At 59.5% G+C, this 18,027-nt stretch carries 15 protein-coding genes; 2 read left to right on the top strand and 13 right to left on the bottom strand.

Features of this window, described 5'->3' with window-relative positions; all coding sequences use genetic code 11:
* Window positions 1-41: 41 nt before the first annotated feature.
* Window positions 42-4,043, top strand: coding sequence for a translocation/assembly module TamB domain-containing protein (locus KUV45_RS06400; RefSeq protein WP_224852099.1), 4,002 nt, complete (start codon window positions 42-44; stop codon window positions 4,041-4,043).
* Between the two features lie 54 nt (window positions 4,044-4,097).
* Here KUV45_RS06400 and KUV45_RS06395 read toward each other — a convergent pair whose 3' ends face one another.
* From KUV45_RS06395 to can, 8 genes are all read right to left on the bottom strand, one after another.
* Complete coding sequence (locus KUV45_RS06395; RefSeq protein ID WP_224852100.1) at window positions 4,098-5,132, bottom strand: hydrolase; 1,035 nt, start codon at window positions 5,130-5,132, stop codon at window positions 4,098-4,100.
* Window positions 5,133-5,279: 147 nt separating this feature from the next.
* Window positions 5,280-6,233, bottom strand: coding sequence for a LysR family transcriptional regulator (locus KUV45_RS06390; protein ID WP_206938692.1), 954 nt, complete (start codon window positions 6,231-6,233; stop codon window positions 5,280-5,282).
* Window positions 6,234-6,353: 120 nt separating this feature from the next.
* Window positions 6,354-7,415: an ABC transporter ATP-binding protein gene (locus KUV45_RS06385; protein ID WP_222163894.1), complete on the bottom strand. Its 1,062-nt coding sequence runs from the start codon at window positions 7,413-7,415 to the stop codon at window positions 6,354-6,356.
* A gap of 20 nt (window positions 7,416-7,435) precedes the next feature.
* Window positions 7,436-8,458 (bottom strand): ABC transporter ATP-binding protein, encoded by a 1,023-nt coding sequence (locus KUV45_RS06380; protein WP_206938694.1) that lies wholly within the window; start codon window positions 8,456-8,458, stop codon window positions 7,436-7,438.
* A gap of 10 nt (window positions 8,459-8,468) precedes the next feature.
* Window positions 8,469-9,410: an ABC transporter permease gene (locus KUV45_RS06375; protein WP_206938697.1), complete on the bottom strand. Its 942-nt coding sequence runs from the start codon at window positions 9,408-9,410 to the stop codon at window positions 8,469-8,471.
* Window positions 9,407-10,453 carry an ABC transporter permease gene (locus KUV45_RS06370; RefSeq protein WP_206938698.1) on the bottom strand — a complete coding sequence of 349 codons (1,047 nt, stop codon included), beginning with the start codon at window positions 10,451-10,453 and terminating at the stop codon, window positions 9,407-9,409. Before KUV45_RS06370 ends, KUV45_RS06375 begins: the two co-directional genes overlap by 4 nt.
* A 100-nt stretch (window positions 10,454-10,553) precedes the next feature.
* Window positions 10,554-12,125, bottom strand: a complete 1,572-nt coding sequence (locus tag KUV45_RS06365; RefSeq protein WP_206938699.1) for an ABC transporter substrate-binding protein — start codon at window positions 12,123-12,125, stop codon at window positions 10,554-10,556.
* A 574-nt stretch (window positions 12,126-12,699) separates the two neighbouring features.
* On the bottom strand, window positions 12,700-13,347 hold the full coding sequence (gene can, locus KUV45_RS06360) for a carbonate dehydratase (protein ID WP_206938703.1): 648 nt from the start codon (window positions 13,345-13,347) through the stop codon (window positions 12,700-12,702).
* Window positions 13,348-13,567: 220 nt separating this feature from the next.
* On the opposite strand from can, the gene gorA reads away from it, so the two are divergent.
* The gene (gorA, locus tag KUV45_RS06355) at window positions 13,568-14,929 is read left to right on the top strand and encodes a glutathione-disulfide reductase (protein ID WP_222163826.1); all 1,362 of its coding nucleotides are present in this window, start codon (window positions 13,568-13,570) and stop codon (window positions 14,927-14,929) included.
* Between the two features lie 136 nt (window positions 14,930-15,065).
* Here the strand turns inward: gorA and KUV45_RS06350 are convergent, their stop codons facing one another.
* Genes KUV45_RS06350 through KUV45_RS06330 form a run of 5 tightly spaced genes read right to left on the bottom strand, consistent with a single transcriptional unit; the run spans window position 15,066 to window position 18,024 of the window.
* Window positions 15,066-15,584: an RHS repeat domain-containing protein gene (locus tag KUV45_RS06350; protein WP_222163825.1), complete on the bottom strand. Its 519-nt coding sequence runs from the start codon at window positions 15,582-15,584 to the stop codon at window positions 15,066-15,068.
* Between the two features lie 48 nt (window positions 15,585-15,632).
* Window positions 15,633-16,379 (bottom strand): Imm52 family immunity protein, encoded by a 747-nt coding sequence (locus KUV45_RS06345; RefSeq protein WP_222163824.1) that lies wholly within the window; start codon window positions 16,377-16,379, stop codon window positions 15,633-15,635.
* 17 nt (window positions 16,380-16,396) lie between these two features.
* Window positions 16,397-17,143 (bottom strand): Tox-REase-5 domain-containing protein, encoded by a 747-nt coding sequence (locus KUV45_RS06340; protein WP_222163823.1) that lies wholly within the window; start codon window positions 17,141-17,143, stop codon window positions 16,397-16,399.
* A gap of 3 nt (window positions 17,144-17,146) precedes the next feature.
* Window positions 17,147-17,500 (bottom strand): hypothetical protein, encoded by a 354-nt coding sequence (locus tag KUV45_RS06335; RefSeq protein WP_222163822.1) that lies wholly within the window; start codon window positions 17,498-17,500, stop codon window positions 17,147-17,149.
* Window positions 17,488-18,024, bottom strand: a complete 537-nt coding sequence (locus KUV45_RS06330; protein ID WP_222163821.1) for a DUF4123 domain-containing protein — start codon at window positions 18,022-18,024, stop codon at window positions 17,488-17,490. Before KUV45_RS06330 ends, KUV45_RS06335 begins: the two co-directional genes overlap by 13 nt.
* Window positions 18,025-18,027 lie beyond the last annotated feature (3 nt).

Raw genomic sequence — 18,027 nt, 5'->3', positions numbered from 1 at the left:
GCAATGAGGCTTCAATGAGAAAAGGACGCGCCCTCTGGGCCTTGACACGATTGTTGATCTGGCTGCCGTTCAGCCTGATAGGTCTGGTGCTGCTGATTGTCGGCCTGGTGCTGAGTCCTTGGGGGACACGGATGGCCCTGGATCAGGGCAGTCGCATGGGCGTGCTGGAGTATTCGTCGGTCCAGGGAGCGTTGCTCGACAGCTTTGATCTTGAGGGTTTTCGACTGGAAGCGGGCAGTGTACGGGTGAGCGTCGACTCCCTGTCCCTGGCGTGGGCGGAGGACTGCCTGCTCAATGGTCGGCTGTGTCTCGACCACTTGCGCGTGTCAGGCACCGATGTACGCCTGGGCGAGAGTGATACGGTCGCCGAGCCTGAACCGGAGCCAGTGCCGTCCAACGAACCAGCGGCGCCGCTATCGTTGCCCTTTCCGGTCGAGATTCGCGAGCTGACGGTGAGCGACGTTGCGGTTCACCTGGCGGATGGGACGCAGCTGGCCTGGGAGAGCTTTACCACTGCGGCAGTAGCCGAAGGCGATACGCTTTCCGTCAGTCCCACGCGTCTGGCGGGACTGCATCTTACGCTGCCATTGACGCCTGGGGCCATGCTGGCCCTCAGTGATGCGGAGCACGACGGTCCGAAGGTAAGCGCCGACGCCATTGATGCGGCGATCGCCGTTCGTTCTCCGTTGCCTGGCAGCGCTGCGGCAGAGCTGGAAGGTGCCGCCTCCAAGGCCGATGACATTCCTCTGGATCAGCGTGAACGGCTTGTCCTGCCCGAGGTCACTCTGCCCCTGGCCATCGAAGTGCCGGAGCTGGTGGTGGAGGACACTACCATCGATGGCGCCTTTGACTACCAGGTAGAGCGATTGGACCTGAGCCTGCTGGCACGGGGACAGGACGTCACGATTGAGCCGCTGGCCGTGGCCACCCAGGACGCCGATGCAGAGCTCCAGGCCAAGGCTACGCTGAGCGGCGACTACCCGCTAGAGGTTCGCTTTGCCGCGGACCTGTTCCAGCCCGAGATTTTTCCTGCTCTTGATGGCGAGCGTGTCGAGCTTTCCGCCAATGGCAGTCTTGCCGAGCTGGAGCTCAATTTGACCACGACTGGCCCCGTCTCCACGCAGCTGGTCGCCCGCCTGGATGCCCTCGACCCGACGCTACCGTTCACCGCGGCCTTTTCCAGCCCTCGTCTGCAATGGCCGTTGCCGGGCATGCAGCCGGCCCAGGCGGACGCCGAAGGGGACGAGACCAAAGCCACCGATGTCGATCCTTGGGTCGCTGAGGATATTGATCTGTCCGTCGACGGCTCCCTGACCGGATATCAGCTGAAGCTGGCCCTCGCGGCCGAGGGGCCTGATCTGCCGAGAACCACCCTGGCCGTCGATGGTCAGGGCGATCTGTCACACTTCTCCTGGGCACCGCTTGAACTCGCGCTGGAGGGAGCAGGGCAGCTGCGCACGCAGGGCACTGTCGACTGGTCGGATGGCGTAGCCGTGACCGCCACCGCCGCTCTGGACAACCTCAACCCTGAGCCTTTTGTCGAGGGTTTGAAGGGTAATCTGAGCGGCACCCTGGACGTCGCCTTCACCCAGCAGGACGAAGGTTGGGAAGTCGATGTTCCTGATATCGATATCCAGGGAACGCTGGATGATCGCCCCTTGTCCTTGGAGGCCGCGCTTGCCGGCAACAGTGCCATGCGCTGGGATATCGATCGCCTCGATTTCCGCCAAGGGGACAACCAGATTGAGGCCAAGGGCCAGGTCAGTGAAGCCCGCCTGAACGTGGATGCAGAGCTTGCCTTACCCGACATGGCCAGCCTGTATCCTGGGCTGTCGGGGCGTCTGTCTGGCAATATCCAGGCACGAGGCAGTCTTCGTTCACCACAGCTGGAGCTCGCCATCGAGGGGAGCGGTGTCGGCTATCAGGAAAATCGTGTTGGCGAGCTCGCCCTGGCCGGTCGTGTCCGCGGCCTCGATGACCCCCAGCTGGATGTGGGGCTGTCCGCACGTCAGGTAGACGCTGCTGGCCAGCGTTTCGAGGATATCGCCCTCGACCTGGATGGTCGCCTGTCCCAGCATCGGCTGGAGCTCACCGTCGACGGCAGTGACGAAGGCCCGCTCAACCGCCTTGTGCTGGCCCTGGACGGTGCCATGAACGATGCCCGCGACCGCTACCGGGGGACACTGACGCCGCTGGAGATTACCTTGCCCCAGGGCGATATTGCACTGGATGGGCCACTGGCCTTCGATGCCAATCTGGCCCAGGGCTCTGTGCGCACCGATCCTTTCTGCCTCGCCCGCCAACAAGGTGGGGCGATCTGTATCAGCGAACCGCTCAGCGCCTCGGCAGATGCCGGCAAGCTGACCCTCGACATCAACGAACTGCCCATGGACCTGGTCAATGAGGCGCTGCCCGAAGGCTGGGCCATCGATGGCGATACCGGTGCGCGTGTGGTGGCAGGGTGGTCAGCGGGCGGCAGCCGCTGGCAGGCAGATGCGCAGCTCGACAGTGAAGTCAGCGTGACCGGTGTGGATGCCTATGGCCAGCCCTGGTCGGTGCCTGCCACACGGCTGTCATTGAATGCTGACGCCAGCGACGCCCGCGTCGACCTCAACGTCGATCTTTCCCTGGCCCAGAGCGGTGACATCACTCTGGCCCTGACGATCGACGATCCCGTGGGTCGTGGTGGACTGGACGGCAACCTGTCGATAGACGGCGTCAGCTTGTCACCGTATCGCCCCCTGGCAGCGGGACTGGATCAATTGGAAGGCACCTTGGCCGGCAACATTCGTATTGCGGGCAGCCGCGAGGCACCGGATCTCAGCGGGGAGCTGAGCTTGACGGGTCTCAAGGCTCACGGAGGAGACATCCCTGTCGCGGTGACGGATGGTCGCCTCAATATCGATCTGACCGGCGACAGCGCACGTATCTCTGGCTATGTCGATGGTGAAGAAGGGCGCCTCAACATCACCGGTAACGCCGCCTGGCCAGGCGGTAGCTGGGAAGCCAATCTGGCGCTGTCCGCGGTCCAGGACCCGTTGCTGGCCGCGATGCCTGCCTATGGCCGGCTCAAGCTGGCTCCTGACCTGACGATAACGGCGAACCCCACCCGCCTGCGTATTCGCGGTGAGGTGCGTATTCCCTGGGCCCGCCTCGACGTCGGCGAGGTGCCGCCGTCGGCAGTGTCCCCAAGCAGTGACGAGATCATCATCACTCGCGAAATGGACGAGCAGGCCAGAGAGGCCGAGCGTCAGGCCGAAGAAGACCCGGTGGGTGCCTCCACCGCCCAGGCCATGGCGGAAGCGGGTATGGCCATCGATATCCGTATCAGACTGCTGCTGGGTCCTGACGCCCGTTTAAGTGCCTATGGCTTGCAGACGGAGCTGGCCGGCGACCTGGAAGTGCGTCAGAACGCCGGCCCGCTGCAGCTGTTTGGGGATGTCAGCCTGGTCGATGGGCGCTTCCGGGCCTACGGCCAGGACCTGCAGATCCGCCAGGGTAAGGTGATCTTCGCCGGACCGCCTAGCGTGCCGACGCTGGACTTTGAGGCCATTCGCAATCCAGCCAGCACCGAGGACGGCGTGGTGGCAGGTCTCAAGGTGACCGGGACTGCCAGCCAGCCGGACCTGGAGATCTTCTCCGAACCCGCCATGGACGAGTCCCGTGCTCTGTCCTACGTGCTTCGCGGACGCGCCCCTGATGACAGCGGTGACGCCAGCGGTGCGCTGACCTCGGCACTGATCGGCTTGACCTTGGGTAAGACAGGCGGCGCCGTCGGCGCCATGGGTGAGGCCTTCGGCATCCAGGACCTGTCACTGGATACCTCCGGTAGTGGTGAAACCAGCCAGGTGGTCGTCAGTGGCCGCCTGACCGATCGTCTTGAGGTGGGCTATGGCGTGGGCATCTTCTCGCCCATCGCCGAACTGACGCTGACCTACCAGCTGTGGCGAAGCCTGTACCTGGAGGCGGTATCCGGTGCTGCCCAGGCGGTTGACCTGATCTACACCTGGAGCCTGCCGGGCAACCCGCCAGAGCTGCAGTAAGCGCTGTGCAACAACCCAGCAGAAGCCCCGACCAAGGTCGGGGCTTCTGCTGTTTCAGGTCAGGGACAGCTCCTGCAGATAACGTTCCAGTCGCTTGCCTAACCAGTAATCGGGGCGGTAGCCGTCTCCGGGCGCCATGAACCCCACATGCCCCCCTTGCTCCGCCAGCTCCATGGTGACCATGGGGGAGCGCTGCGGAAAACGATCGATCAGATCCGCTGGCATGAACGGATCATCCTTGGCGTGGAGCAGCAGCGTCGGCACTTGAATGCGATCCAGCACGGGACCGCTGGAGGCCCTGGTGTAGTAGTCCTCGGCATCACGAAAGCCGTGCAGCGGTGCCGTGATCAGGTCGTCATAGTCACGCAGGCGCTTGAGCTTTCTGACTTGTTCCGCCGTCGCGACAAGGGGAAGCTCCCCGCGCTCCAGTCGAGGCAATACCTTGCGCTTCAGTGATCCGAGCAGATGGCGTTCGTAGACCCGCGAGAAGCCTTCACCCAATCGTTGGGCGCATGCGGCAAGGTCCAGCGGCGCGCTGATGACCAAGGCCGCATGAAGACCCAGTGCATCACACTCTGGTTCGGCCAATAGCCGCAGTAGCATGTTCCCGCCCAAGGAGACGCCGGCGACGACCTTGGGAGCCCCGGGAAAACGCCCAGACAGGCTATCCAGTAAAACCCGAGCATCCCCGGTGTCGCCGCTGTGATACGCCCTGGGCAGGCGGTTGGGTCGACTCCCACAGCCTCTGAAATGCATCAGCAGCGGGCGATAGCCCTGGTCTCTGGCCGCCGCCAGCAGATCGTGGGCATAGGGAGAGCCCATGCCTCCCTCAAGGCCATGGAACAGCACAAACAGAGGGGCCTGCACATCCGCCGGTTCAGGCGTCACCCATGCCAACTCAACTTCATCACCGTCCGGCAGCGTGAAGAATTCCTGGCGCCACTCAACCCGTTGCGGTCGCAGCAGGCGGGGTAACAGCGTCTGTACATGGGGGTTGGATAACCATCGAGCGGCACGAAAACGAGAGGGTACCAGGCTTGCCGAGCCATCGGCGTTGATCGACGCAGGGTTGGCTGTGGGTTGGGGCAAAGGAATATCTCCAGTCAGCCAGCGGCGCTGCAGTGACCGCTGACATTCACGTCAAGGTGTCCTGTGGCTAAAGTCCTGGCAGTAACCCAACGATCATTTACCTGCCAGGAATCAGCAAGACTACATCAGGAAGGCTACATCAGAAGACTAGGGCACCAGCGCCCGTGCGCGCAGGACTTGCCACGCGGTATCGACCGCTGCACGTCGTGTCGTGAGATGTCGGTAGAGTCGAATATCAAAGCTCACGACCCAGCGCTCATCTCCTGCAGGCACCAACTCGCCGCTCGCGAGGGCCTGGGACAAGCTGCGTTCTGGCAACCATCCTAGGCCATAGCCAAGGCTGACCAGTTCTCGGATATTGCCACTCTGGATGCTCTCGTTGAGCACTGTCAGGGTGGGGGAATCTCCCAGTCGATCAAGGTGGGCGCGTATCGCCGCATCGATCATGCCTCGTGGATGATAGGCGATCAATGGCAAGGAACGCCCCTTACCAGACTCCTTGCCGATCCCTTTACCCGCGTCGTTGCCGCCTCCGAGAGCGAACCTGGGCTGGCCTCGGTCATCGGCAAGGCTGACGGGAATGAAACGTTCACGCCCGATGACGCAGTAGTCGGTATCCTCATTGGCCAGTTCCAGCGGGCTGCCCGTGGTCGGCCAGTAGCATAACGCCAGGTCGATTTCCCCGGAGGCCAAGCCCTGGAAGTAGTCACCCACCAGCCAGGCGGTGGCACGCAGATAAGGCTGTATGGGCGGTGGTTCGCGCCAGTGCTGAAGCCATTGTGGCAGGAATTGGGCAAGTAGGCTCTGGGGCGCACCGAGACGCAGCTGTCCAGCCTGCTCCTCCGCCATCTGTGCCAATCTCTGACGAGTCTGGTCGACGCGACGGGTCACGTCGTGGCACATGCCGAGAAAGGCCTCACCCGCGGGCGTCAGTGACAGCGGCAGGGTCTGGCGATTGATCAGCGTCGTGCCCATCTCCTCTTCCAGCAACTTGATGCGGCGAGAGAAGGTAGGTTGGGTCACATTTTGCTCTTCGGCGGCGCGAGAAAAGTGTCGCGTACGGGCCAAGGCGAGAAAATCTTCCAGCCAACGTATTTCCATGGAAGGGTCACCTGTCCAGCAATGCGACGATTGTGCCAGATAACGTCATGCCGGGCGTACCCGGCATGACGAAAACGGAGGTACTACGACTGCCACAGACGTCATAGCAAAAGGCGGGCATCACGTAAGACGACCTTCCTCGACACCATGGCAGGCCACTTGCCCGCCGTCATCCGTGGCGATCAGTGTCGGGATTTCCCGACGGCAGCGATCATTGGCATGGGGACAGCGGCCATGGAACACGCACCCCGACGGCAGATTGACCGGCGTCGGCACTTCCCCCTGCAACCGCAGGTGCTGGGGACGGTCGTCTTCCAGTCGTGGAATCGCCGACATCAGGGCCTGGGTGTAGGGGTGACGTGGGCGAGCAAACAGCGTCGCCGTAGGTGCTACCTCACAGACCCGGCCCAGATACATCACGGCCACCCGAGTGCCGAAATGTTCCACCACTGCCAGGTCGTGGGTAATGAACAGATAGGTGAGATGATGCTCGCGCTGTGCCTCCATCAACAGATTGAGCACCTGAGCCTGGATCGAGACATCCAGCGCGGAGATCGGCTCATCGGCAACGATGAACTCAGGATCAATCGCCAGTGCCCGAGCAATGGCAATACGCTGTCGCTGGCCTCCGGAAAACTCATGCCCATAACGGGAACCCCAGTCTGGGGCGATGCCGACCGATGACATGACCTCGTGGACCTTCTCGACCACCTGAGCCGGCTTCCAGTCGGGATGATGCAGGCGGATGGGCTCTTCCAAGGTCTGCTGAATGGTCATGCGCGGGTTCAGCGAGGCGTAGGGGTTCTGGAAGATCATCTGCATGCGCTGGCGGTAGGGCAGCAGTGCCTTGCTATCCAGATGGTCGATACGCTCTCCGGCGTAGCGAATCTCACCGGCGCTGGGTGTCAGCAGTCCCATGACCGTGCGTGCCACGGTGGACTTGCCGCAGCCCGACTCGCCGACCACGCACAGGGACTCACCGCGGCGAATATCGAGGTCAACGCCGTTGATGGCATGCACGTGATGCTGTTCACGCACAATACGCCCTCGCCGGAACTTGAGCTGTTCAAGAAAGTCACCGGACAGCGAAAAACGCTTCTCCAGCCCCCGGATCTCGAGCAGGCTATCACCGCCTGGGGCGGGTTCACGCTGAGTCGACGCATCCTGATGCATCGGCGCCATGGCGGCTTGAGTCGTCTGGCTCATGAGTTTTCCTCCCTGACCTCGATACGCTCGGCATCCTGCATCTCGGCCACCATGTGGCAGGCCACCTGACAGTTGCCGGAGCTGACGAAGGCCGGTACCTCAGTCTTGCAGCGACTGCGCTCGCTGCCGTCCTGACGTGTTGCAAAGTCACAGCGTGGATGAAACGGGCAGCCGCTCGGCAGCTGGCTCAACGACGGCATGCTGCCGCGAATCTGGTTGAGCCGTTCTCCCGGCGTCGCCATTTGCGGCAAGGCATTGATCAGACCCTGGGTGTAGGGATGCTGGGGGTCGTTGATGATTTCTCGGGTCGGGCCTTGCTCAATGACACGCCCGGCATACATGACCAGCATGCGCTGCGTGACCTGGCTGACCACCCCCAGATCATGAGTAATCAGGATCAGGCCGACGTTATGCTTTTCGCAAAGCTCGAGCAGCAGCGCCATGATCTCTGCCTGGATCGTGACATCCAGTGCCGTTGTCGGCTCATCCGCGATGATGATGTCCGGGTCCAGCAGCAGGGCGATGGCAATAATGATGCGCTGACGCATGCCCCCAGACAGTTCGTGGGGATATTGATCCAGCCGTTTCTCTGGAGAAGGGATCTGTACCTGTTCGAGCTTGCGCAGGGAAATGGCGCGAGCCTCGCGGCTGGAGATACGGCGGTGGGCCTTCAAGCACTCCACCATCTGCTCGCCGATCGACAGCACCGGGTTGAGGGTCATCATCGGATCCTGAAAGATCATCGAGATCCGGTGGCCACGAACCTTGCGTAGCTGGCGGTCACTGAGTCCCGTCAGCTCGAGCCCGTCAAAGGTGATGCTGCCCCCCGCAATGTAGCCGGGCTTGGCAATCAGATTCAGTAGGCTGAAGGCGGCAACGGACTTGCCAGCACCTGATTCCCCCACGATGCCCAGGCGTTCACCACGGTCCAGGCTGAAGCAGACGTCGCGCAGCGCCTTGACGTCGCCCTGACGAAGGGCGAAGCGCACGTCGAGATGATTGACGTCGAGTAGTGCCATGGTTGTCCTCCTAGCCCTTGTACAGTCGTGGATTGAGCACGTCACGCAGCCAATCGCCGAGCAGGTTGATGACCAGCACCAGCACCACAAGTACCAGGCCGGGGATCAGGGTGATCCACCAGGATCCCGACTGGATATAATCGAAACCGGACTTGATCAGCGAGCCAAGGGAAGGCTGCGTCTCGGGCATGCCAAGCCCAAGAAAGGACAGCGCAGCTTCGGAGATGATGGCATTGGCCACCTGGACCGTTGAGATGACAAAGATCGGTGACAGGGTGTTGGGCAGGATATGGCGGAACATGATGCGTCGACTGCGCAAGCCCATGACCCGCGCTGCATCCACATATTCCTTGGACTTCTCCGCCAGCACCGAGGCACGCACGGTACGCGCATATTGTGGCCATTCCGCGAGGCCGATGATCAGCACCAGCAGCCACATGGCGTAGTCCGAGTAGGTGGCACCGCCAAAGATCGCCTTGAACAAGGCGCCAACCACGATGGCCACCATCAGCGTGGAGAAGGACAGCTGAATATCCGCCAGGCGCATCAGGAAGGCGTCGACACGTCCTCCCAGATAGCCGGCCAACAGCCCGAAACACACGCCCAAAGCTGCCTGCAAGGCCACCGCACCGAAACCAATGACCAGCGATACCCGCATGCCATAGAGAATGGTGGACAGCATGTCGCGGCCCTGGGAGTCGGTACCCATCAGATACTGGGGGTCGGCCCCATCGATCCAGAAAGGCGGTAGTTCTGAGGCCAGAATATCGATCTGGGCCAGGTCATAGGGGTTGGCCGGGGCCAGCCATGGAGCCAGCAGGGCGGCGAGGACCATGACGACGAACACCAGCAGGCTGACCTGGGCGATCACATCGCGTTTGAAACTGTACAAGAGGTAGGAGTCGCGAAACCGCTCCCACCGAGTGCTGGTCGCAGTGCTGTGGGTGCTCATGCGGGCTTACCTGTCAGCTTGACGGTGGGGTTGACCAGGCCGTAGACCAGATCGACCAGAGTATTGGTGATCACGAAGATCAGGCCGACGATCATCAGGTAGGTCACGATCAATGGGATGTCCGAGCGCTCGATGGCATCGAGGAACATCAGGCCCATGCCGGGCCACTGGAACACCGTCTCGGTCAGAATGGTGTAGGCCACCAAGGTACCGATCTGCACGCCACCAACGGTGATGACCGGCAGCATGGTGTTCTTGAGCGCATGCAGGAAGTAGATGCGACGCATCGAGATTCCCTTGGCACGGGCGAACTTGACGTACTCGGACTGCAGCACTTCAAGCATTTCTGCACGAATCAGGCGAATGAACAGCGGCAGCATGATCGACGCAAGGGAAATCGCCGGCAGCACCAGGTAGGTCAGGCCTTCCAGGGAAGCGAAGTTGGTGCTCCAGGTACCGAACACATGGACAGGATCACCACGTCCATAGGCCGGCATCCCGCCTTCGGTAGACACTAGCCCGTTAAGCCAGGCGCCCCAGCCAGTGTCGGCCGGAAAGGGGGTGAAACTGACGCCAATGGCAAACAGTTGAATAAGCACAATCGCGGTGAGAAACACCGGGATGGAGATACCGATGATCGACACCCCCATAAAGAACCGGGACAGCCAGGCGCGAGGCTTGATGGCGCTGTAGACCCCAATGGGAACCGACAGGGCGATGATCAACAGGGTGGCGGCGAAGACCAGCTCAAGCGTGGCTGGAAGGTGGCGCAGGATCACCTCGGTGGTCGGCTCGTTATAGACGTAGGAATAGCCGAAATCAAACTGGGTGGCATTGGCAGCAAAACGCAGATATTGCACGAAAAACGGATCGTTGAGGCCCAGTTCCTCACGCAGCGCTTCACGCTCGCTCTCGGGTACCGATTGTCCGACCATCTGCTGGATCGGGTCACCCAGATTGTCTTGAATGGCGAAGGCAATCACGCTGATGACGAACATCACCAGCAGCGCATGAAAAAGGCGCTTGATCAAAAATGCGATCATTTGGCGTTACCAGGGTACAGGCCCTCAGCTCCGCGAGGTTGTCACGAAGCTGAGCGCACTGAATGGGAGCGAAGGGCACCAGGGTGCGGTGCCCGTAGGCTTACTCTTCGTTGATGACCAGGTCACCCAGATAGGGGAAGTTCAGCACGTTGACCACCGGCTCGATGTCGACATTGGCGGCCGAGGCCCAGGCCAGGTCCTGCCAGTGCAGGGGAATGAAGGCGGCATCGTCGTACAATCCCTGCTCCAGCTGTTGCAGCATCTCGCCACGCTTCTCGAGATCCAGCTCCAGGTTGGCGTCGACCATGAGCTGGTCGAGTTCCGGGTTGCAGTAGTTGCCCGCATTGTACTGACCCGCCCCGGTGTCGGCGTTGGGGCATTCGGTCAGGTACTGGTGGAAGTTGGCGGAATCCTCGGTATCCGAGTGCCAGCCAATCATCATCATGTCGGCGGCGCGGTCGTCGTACTCTCCCCAGTACTGGGCTTTGGGCAGGGTCTTGAGGTCCACGGTGACGTTGATGCGAGCCAGCATGGCGGCAACCGCCTGGGCGATCTTGGCATCGTTCACGTAGCGGTTGTTGGGCGCCATCATGGTGATGGAGAAACCGTCCTCATAGCCTGCTTCGGCCATCAGTTCCTTGGCCCGGTCCAGGTCGAAGCGCGGCTCGAGCTCCGGGTTGTGGCCGGAATAGCCGTCAGGCGAGAACTGGGCAGCCGGGGTGGCAAAGCCTTTCATCAGGCGATCGGCAATGCCTTCCTGGTTGATCGCGTAGACGAAGGCCTGGCGCACGCGGGGGTCCTGGAACGCCTCGACCCGGTCCTGGTTCATGTGGAACAGGATGATGCGAGTGCCGGACATGGTCACCAGGTTGGTGTCTTCGTCACTCTCGATGCGCTCGAGATCGTTGGGCGGCACCGGAGCGATGAAGTCGACATCGCCGGACAGCAGGGCGGCCACACGGGTGGCATTCTCGCTGATCGGCGTCAACGTGATGTTATCGACGTTACCCGGAGACTCGCTGTCCCAGTAGTCATCAAAGCGCTCGAAGTCGACCCTGACCCCTTGCTGGCGGTTGGTCACCTGAAATGGGCCGGTACCCGACACATTGCGCGAGGCATAGGAGTTACCGTTCTTGACGATCTCATCCTTGGCCTTGCCGTCCTCTGTCTCACCAGAATAGAACTGGCTATCCATCGGGAAGATATAGGTCGCCATGTTGAGGAGCAGCGGGTTGGGCCGCTTGGAGACAATCTCGACGGTATGATCGTCAATGACATTGACGGTTTCGATGGGCTCGAAGATGGCCTTGAAATCGCCGCTTTGCTTCAGGCGATCAACGGTCCAGGCGACGTCTTCCGCGGTGAATGGGTTACCGGAGTGGAAAGTGACGCCTTCGCGCAGGGTGATGCGCATGGTGGTGTCGTCGATCTGTTCCCAGTCGGTCGCCAGGCGAGGCTCGAACTCGAAGTCCTTGGTCCAGCGCACCAGCGGGTCAAAGACCATGTGTGACAGCTGCAGGATACCGCCAGACAGCTGCTCGTGGATGTCCAATGACACCGGATCGGCGTCATAGGCCATACGCAGGGTAGTCTCAGCGACTGCCGCCTGAGGCAGGGCAGCCGTCAACATGGCCGCGCCCAGAGCGCTGGCCAGAAGGGTCTTCTTGAACATGGAAGGTGGTCCTGCTTGTTATTGAGGTTGTTGTAATGGCTAGTCGGACGCTTGGCGCAATTGGCACATGCCGCCTAGTCAATGTCCACCAACAACATAGTGAGATGTGCCGTTTAAACACAATCGAAATTCTGATAACCCCCATGCGAGGATTGAATAGAACACGATGCATGTCATGCAGGCAGGAAGGGGGAAGGGCCACGGCAGCCGCGCAGGGTCCGCTTATAGTGCCTTGTGGTTCACCCGCTGGGTCTGCGCGTCATCCCGGAAACCGAAGATCCTGTGGACGGGCTGCCCACTGAACGATGTCCACTGAACAATGCCCGCTGAGAGAGCGCTAGTCATGGGTGAGCCGCCTATGGACCTGCTATCAGCAGTTGCACTCGTCGCAGTTCGTCTTGCGCAGTTCGTCTTTTGCGGTTCGTCTTTTGCGGTTCGTCTTTCGCAGTTCTCCTTGCAGCACGACCTTCCTCAGCGAATCCATACTGATGACGCGCGAGAAAACCCCCGCTCGGCGAAGGCCAGGCGGGGTAATGCACCAAGCTGACGACATCGTCGCTGGTCGGAGGGGTGATCAATCCTGCGACGGGGTGACGCGATCGATCCGATAGAGTTGGGCAACCTGATCGAGGCCGTGGACACTGCACTCCAGGTCCGTCACCCGGCCGTCGCTGAGGCCATAGACCCAGCCGTGGACCGACAGCTGCTGTCCGCGCTGCCAGGCACGCTGAATGATCTTGGTGCGGCAGAGCGTCTTGACCTGCGACTGGACGTTCAATTCACACATACGGTCGACCTGCTCATCCAGCGGCAGCTGCTCGAGCTGAGGGCGGTGCATGCTGTACAGCTCACGTACGCTGTGCAGCCAGTTGTCCACCATGCCATTCTCGCCACCGGTCACCGCCGCACGCACGCCGCCGCAGTTGTAATGACCCACGATCATGATGTGACGTACCTTCAGCACGTCGACGGCAAATTGCACGACCGACAGAGCATTCATGTCGTTGTGATAGAGCAGGTTGGCAACGTTACGGTGGACGAACACCTCACCCGGAGGGAGATCGATGATCTGGTTGGCCGGCACGCGGCTATCCGAACAGCCAATCCACAGGTACTCGGGGCTTTGCTGCTGGGCCAGACGAGAAAAGAAGTCGGGGTCATCCTGGCAGACCTTGTCAGCCCAAGCCCGGTTTCTTTCAAGGAGGTTGTCGATATCACTCATGTTCTTTCCCCGTCTGTGCGAATGGTGACTAAAGTGGTGCATGTTTTTACCCCCGTCGGCCAAGGTGGTCAAGCACCCTCCCGGGGTAAGCGTACCGCTGGTATCATGGCAGCCTGCCGCCGCGAGCGGACCATCTGTCCTCTCCGGTGTCCTCAACCTGGCTATTCGTAGGCGAGGACGTTGGAGCGAGCTGACGAGAATCGGATTTCAGGAGACGCAAGTGTCACAATACGACTACGACCTCTTTGTCATTGGTGCCGGCTCTGGCGGTGTACGCGCGGCGCGCACCGCAGCAGCAACAGGAGCCAAGGTGGCCGTCGCTGAAGATCGCTACCTGGGTGGCACCTGCGTCAACGTAGGCTGCGTACCGAAGAAGCTGTATTCCTACGCCGCCCATTTTCATGAGGCCTTCGATGATGCAAGGGGCTTCGGCTGGGAGCTCAATGAAGCCCCCAGTTTCGACTGGAACACGCTTCGCGACAACAAGATCGGGGAGATAAAGCGTCTCAACGGTATCTACGGCAAGCTGCTCGACAACGCAGGTGTGCGCCTGATCAATGGCCGCGCCAAGGTGGTCGACGAGCATCGTGTCGAGGTCGCAGGTGAAACCATCAGCGCCGAGAAGATTCTTGTGGCGGTGGGTGGCTGGCCATGGGTGCCGCCGTTCCCGGGCAGTGAGTTGGCCATGAACTCCAACCAGATCTTCGACCTGGACCACTTCCCTAAACGTTTTCTGGTCCTCGGTGGTGGCTACATCGCCGTCGAGTTTGCCAGCATCTTCAACGGCCTGGGCGCGGATGCCCATCTGGTGTATCGGGGGGAGCTGTTCCTGCGCGGCTTTGACCAGGAGGTCCGCGAATTCACTCGGGACGAGATGGCCAAGAAGGGCGTTAACCTTCACTTCAACACCAACATCGAGTCTCTCGAGAAGGTCGAGGGCGGCATCAAGGCTACCCTGACCAACGGCGATGTACTGGAAGTGGATGCGGTGCTGTCGGCCACCGGTCGTAAGCCTCACCTGGAAGGCCTGGGACTGGACCGTCTTGATATCGCCCTCAACGAGAATGGCTCGATCCAGGTCAACGATTGCTTTGAGACGTCGGTGCCGTCCATTCTGGCGCTAGGCGACGTCACCGGCGGGCCGGAGCTCACCCCGGTGGCCCTGGCCGAGGCCATGCACCTGGTCGCTCACCACTATGGGGATGCGCCCAAGGCACCGATGAACTACGACAACATCGCGACAGCGGTGTTCTGTCACCCGAATATTGGCACCGTCGGCTTGTCCGAAGAAAAGGCACGTGAGGTATACGGCGATATTCGTGTCTACACAGCCGACTTCCGTCCGATGAAGCACACCCTGTCCGGTAGCGATGAGCGCTGTCTGATGAAGCTGATCGTCGATGACAAAAGCGACGTGGTGGTGGGCGCCCATATGGTCGGCGAAGAGGCTGGTGAAGTCATTCAGGGCATCGCCATCGCCGTGCGTGCCGGACTGACCAAGGCCCAGTTCGATGCCACCGTTGGCATTCACCCCACCGGCGCAGAAGAGTTCGTGACCATGCGGACTCCAACCCGCACTTGAGGCATCGACTGTAGCGGCAACGCGGACAGCACTGGCTCACCTCTATAAGGCACCTTCGGGTGCCTTTTTGTTCGATGCTTTGTGTTTTCATTTCAGGCATAGCGGTAGGTGTTACCAGCAGCGCCAGTCATGACCGTCAACAGGCTACGCTCGTCGTGCTCAAAGGTAGTGATGCACCCGTTGGGGCGATATCTTCCAGCGGCAGGCCGCGCTCATCAAAGCGCATCTGGCGTGTGCGCCCATCCGGCTCGGTGACTTCGATAGGAAGCCCGTTGGCGTCATACTCGATGCGGGTGGTCAGACCCTGGGGATCGGTGATCTCGATCAGCCGTCCGCGGTCATCGTAGCGATAGTGGCTGGTGCGCCCTTCACCATCGATATGGCGACTGAGGCGACCGTGTTCATCCCAGCGCCAGTGCTCACTGCCAAGCTCCGGGTGGAAGGGGTGAGTGATCGACTCGATCTGGTTGTGATAGTTGTAGCGGTAGTAGGTGATGATGCCGTCGGCATCGGTGACCTTGGTGTACCACAAGCCCCGGTGGTACTCGAAACGGGTGTCTTCACTGCCGTCTTCCAGACGATTGCGGATACAGCGCGCGTCATGGGCAGAGGGCTGGGCACCGTCGGCCTTGCCCGGCCAGTCCCACTCCAGCATAACGGCCAGGCCATCGCGATGGGTGTAGCGCGTGACCAGATGGTGATACTAGCGCTGGCGTTCTGGCAGCAGTCCCATCTGCAGTAACGTCGTCTCCGTCATTTGGCTTTTTTCCACGTGTTCTGGCTTGGTGGTATCGAAGCGTTCCTCCGTCGTGACGATGAGTGTGCCAACATCAGGAAGGTACTCATCATAAGCAAGAAACGGCAGTTGGCCTGAAATATCAACGTCCGGCACTACCGCCATCCAGCCAACATGGCGCCTATGGGGGAATACTCTATGTTTCATGTATGAGAGCGGACATGCGCTAAGCCAAATAGGCTTTTGAACATTGGAAATTGCGGTGCATATTCTTGTAAACGCTATCATTTCATGACGCCCTTCGTGATTTTTGAGCGCTTCTATTTCCAGACTAAAGCGGGCTAGTCTATGTTCAGTGCCGCCAGATAAAGAACTAAAAACAGTTTGTGATCCTTCTCTTTCATTTGCTGGTCCTTGTGCAGGAACTTTCTGAGACCAAGCGTGAAAAGTAATTCCTTTGATGTTTCGGCGTGGAATGGTTCTATCTAGCTTCATTGTTCTTATTGAGCTTGTTATGATCTGCTCTTTTTCCTTTGGCAGGTCTAGGTACACAACCTCACTTGGTGTGGCCTTGGCAAGATAGAACCATTCGTTGAGGACGGGGTCTATATCTGTTGTTGAATTATTTAAGTTCATCCATGTTTCATATACGCTGTCAGGGTCTGCTTGATTTATACTCTGATAAAAAAATAGAGTTACATGTATTGGCTCCATCACATTAGTTCTCCTAATTATTTTTTATTTGGCATTAGATCTGAGTATGGAAGGAAGTAACACTCGATTTCCATATCTCTTGACTCAAACATATCGAGAAAGTAGAGATAGACTGATTGTGCTGAGAAGTACCACCTAAGTGTAGCCAGAGGTTTACTTCCGGCTATTGCATCAACTTGGGCCTGGGCTTCAGTAATGAAATTTCTTATTGTGGTTATCATAAAAGGTACTTTGCCTTCGCGTATGATTCCATTTTCATCTATGGAAAGAAATCGCTCATACCCCTTCTTAGCTTCCACCAAGGTGCATGAGCTGGACCAGAATCCATCAAAATCCACTCCGTTATATCTCCATTCTTGGATTCTTCCACCGACCATGTTGAAGAAAGGACCTCCCCCCATATTGGCAATATACAGCTGGTAGAAGACCCAATCACCACCGCCTACATGATAGTTTCGATTAAGTGGCTGGTGAATATAACCGTCTCTTGGCTTGCAGTCGTTACAATCCTCGCACTCTTCGGTACGCGTGCCAACATCAGTTGTCGAGCCAGGAATAGACTTAGCGTCTTGGGACTGGTCCTGACTCTCCTCCGTCCCTCCCTCGGTGGTTGGCCCGGCGATATCACCAAAATCTTCAAGATCCTCCAGATCTGTCTCATCGTCGATAACGATAGCTATATATACTGCCACCGCGGCGGCTGTTACCACCTCCGCCGCCTTCTCCGCCAGCCATACAGCAATGGGGAATGCTGGTGCGGCCATGTATTATCTCTCTCTATTCAAGGTAGGGCGAAATGCCAATAACGCAAAAAGATCCATGGCGACCAGGTCTGGCGTATCGCTGCTTGTCTGAAAGTGCTCTTTCATGTATGCAACATTGCGAAGCTTGGGGGCGCTAACGCCATAAAGCATGTAGTTGAAAACAAGGGCTTTCTTGGTGAGTCCGAGATCAACAGCAAGGGCATATCCCTCGCTCAGTCGTAATGACAGGGTGTCGTGGCCAAGCTTGTCGTAGATGCGAGGCAGTTTTTGCCGGAAAGTGTCCAGGGCATCTTGAACCATGACGTCTTGATCGGGAATCCGCAGTCGCCGTTCCTGCTCTGTTGTCAGTTGAAGCATGCGAGTCTTCCTTGACGATCGAAGAGCTTCCGCTGGTCATTCAGCCGAATACCCCAGTAGTGAACCGGACCCATTAGCGTGGTGATTTGTTCTGGCGTCAGTAGGTGCATCAGGCGTTGCCAGACGCAGGGGTCGTAATAGCGCAGCAGGGCCAGTCCGCCGTCGGGCAGCTGCATATCCAACTGAGCCTTGAGGTGGCGATAAAGCGTGCGTGTGCCATCGGTATCGACCCATAGCCAGGAAAGTGCCGGGGTGTGTTGGTCCAGGGCGATCAGGTAATCCCGCTCGGTGGCGGTAAGATCGTTCCAGGCGATAAGGTGAGGGGCGATATGGACGAACGCACCTTCTGGCGTGGCCTGAAACAGACTGCGGGTTCGCTTCTGGTCATGCAGGTTCAACACGAAGCGCTGGGTGGAAGACGATATCGACATATCGACCAGCACGTAGCCGATCAGTGCTTCTACGTGCGCCTCGGCGAGCATCTTGAGCAGCAGGACATCGGCCTGCATATGGGTTGGGTACACCCT

The sequence above is a fragment of the Halomonas sp. DP3Y7-2 genome (genome assembly GCF_019800795.1).
Classification (GTDB): Bacteria; Pseudomonadota; Gammaproteobacteria; order Pseudomonadales; family Halomonadaceae; genus Halomonas; species Halomonas litopenaei_A.
This window is presented reverse-complemented; position numbering and strand designations above follow the sequence as displayed.

Bases quoted from the DNA above. Each gene is read 5' to 3' on its own strand.
- KUV45_RS06390 (WP_206938692.1), bottom strand. From the start codon at position 6,233: ATGGAAATACGTTGGCTGGAAGATTTTCTCGCCTTGGCCCGTACGCGA.
- KUV45_RS06385 (WP_222163894.1), bottom strand. From the start codon at position 7,415: ATGGCGCCGATGCATCAGGATGCGTCGACTCAGCGTGAACCCGCCCCA.
- KUV45_RS06380 (WP_206938694.1), bottom strand. From the start codon at position 8,458: ATGGCACTACTCGACGTCAATCATCTCGACGTGCGCTTCGCCCTTCGT.
- KUV45_RS06375 (WP_206938697.1), bottom strand. From the start codon at position 9,410: ATGAGCACCCACAGCACTGCGACCAGCACTCGGTGGGAGCGGTTTCGC.
- KUV45_RS06370 (WP_206938698.1), bottom strand. From the start codon at position 10,453: ATGATCGCATTTTTGATCAAGCGCCTTTTTCATGCGCTGCTGGTGATG.
- KUV45_RS06365 (WP_206938699.1), bottom strand. From the start codon at position 12,125: ATGTTCAAGAAGACCCTTCTGGCCAGCGCTCTGGGCGCGGCCATGTTG.
- can (WP_206938703.1), bottom strand. From the start codon at position 13,347: ATGAGTGATATCGACAACCTCCTTGAAAGAAACCGGGCTTGGGCTGAC.
- KUV45_RS06350 (WP_222163825.1), bottom strand. From the start codon at position 15,584: ATGCTGGAGTGGGACTGGCCGGGCAAGGCCGACGGTGCCCAGCCCTCT.
- KUV45_RS06345 (WP_222163824.1), bottom strand. From the start codon at position 16,379: ATGGAGCCAATACATGTAACTCTATTTTTTTATCAGAGTATAAATCAA.
- KUV45_RS06340 (WP_222163823.1), bottom strand. From the start codon at position 17,143: ATGGCCGCACCAGCATTCCCCATTGCTGTATGGCTGGCGGAGAAGGCG.
- KUV45_RS06335 (WP_222163822.1), bottom strand. From the start codon at position 17,500: ATGCTTCAACTGACAACAGAGCAGGAACGGCGACTGCGGATTCCCGAT.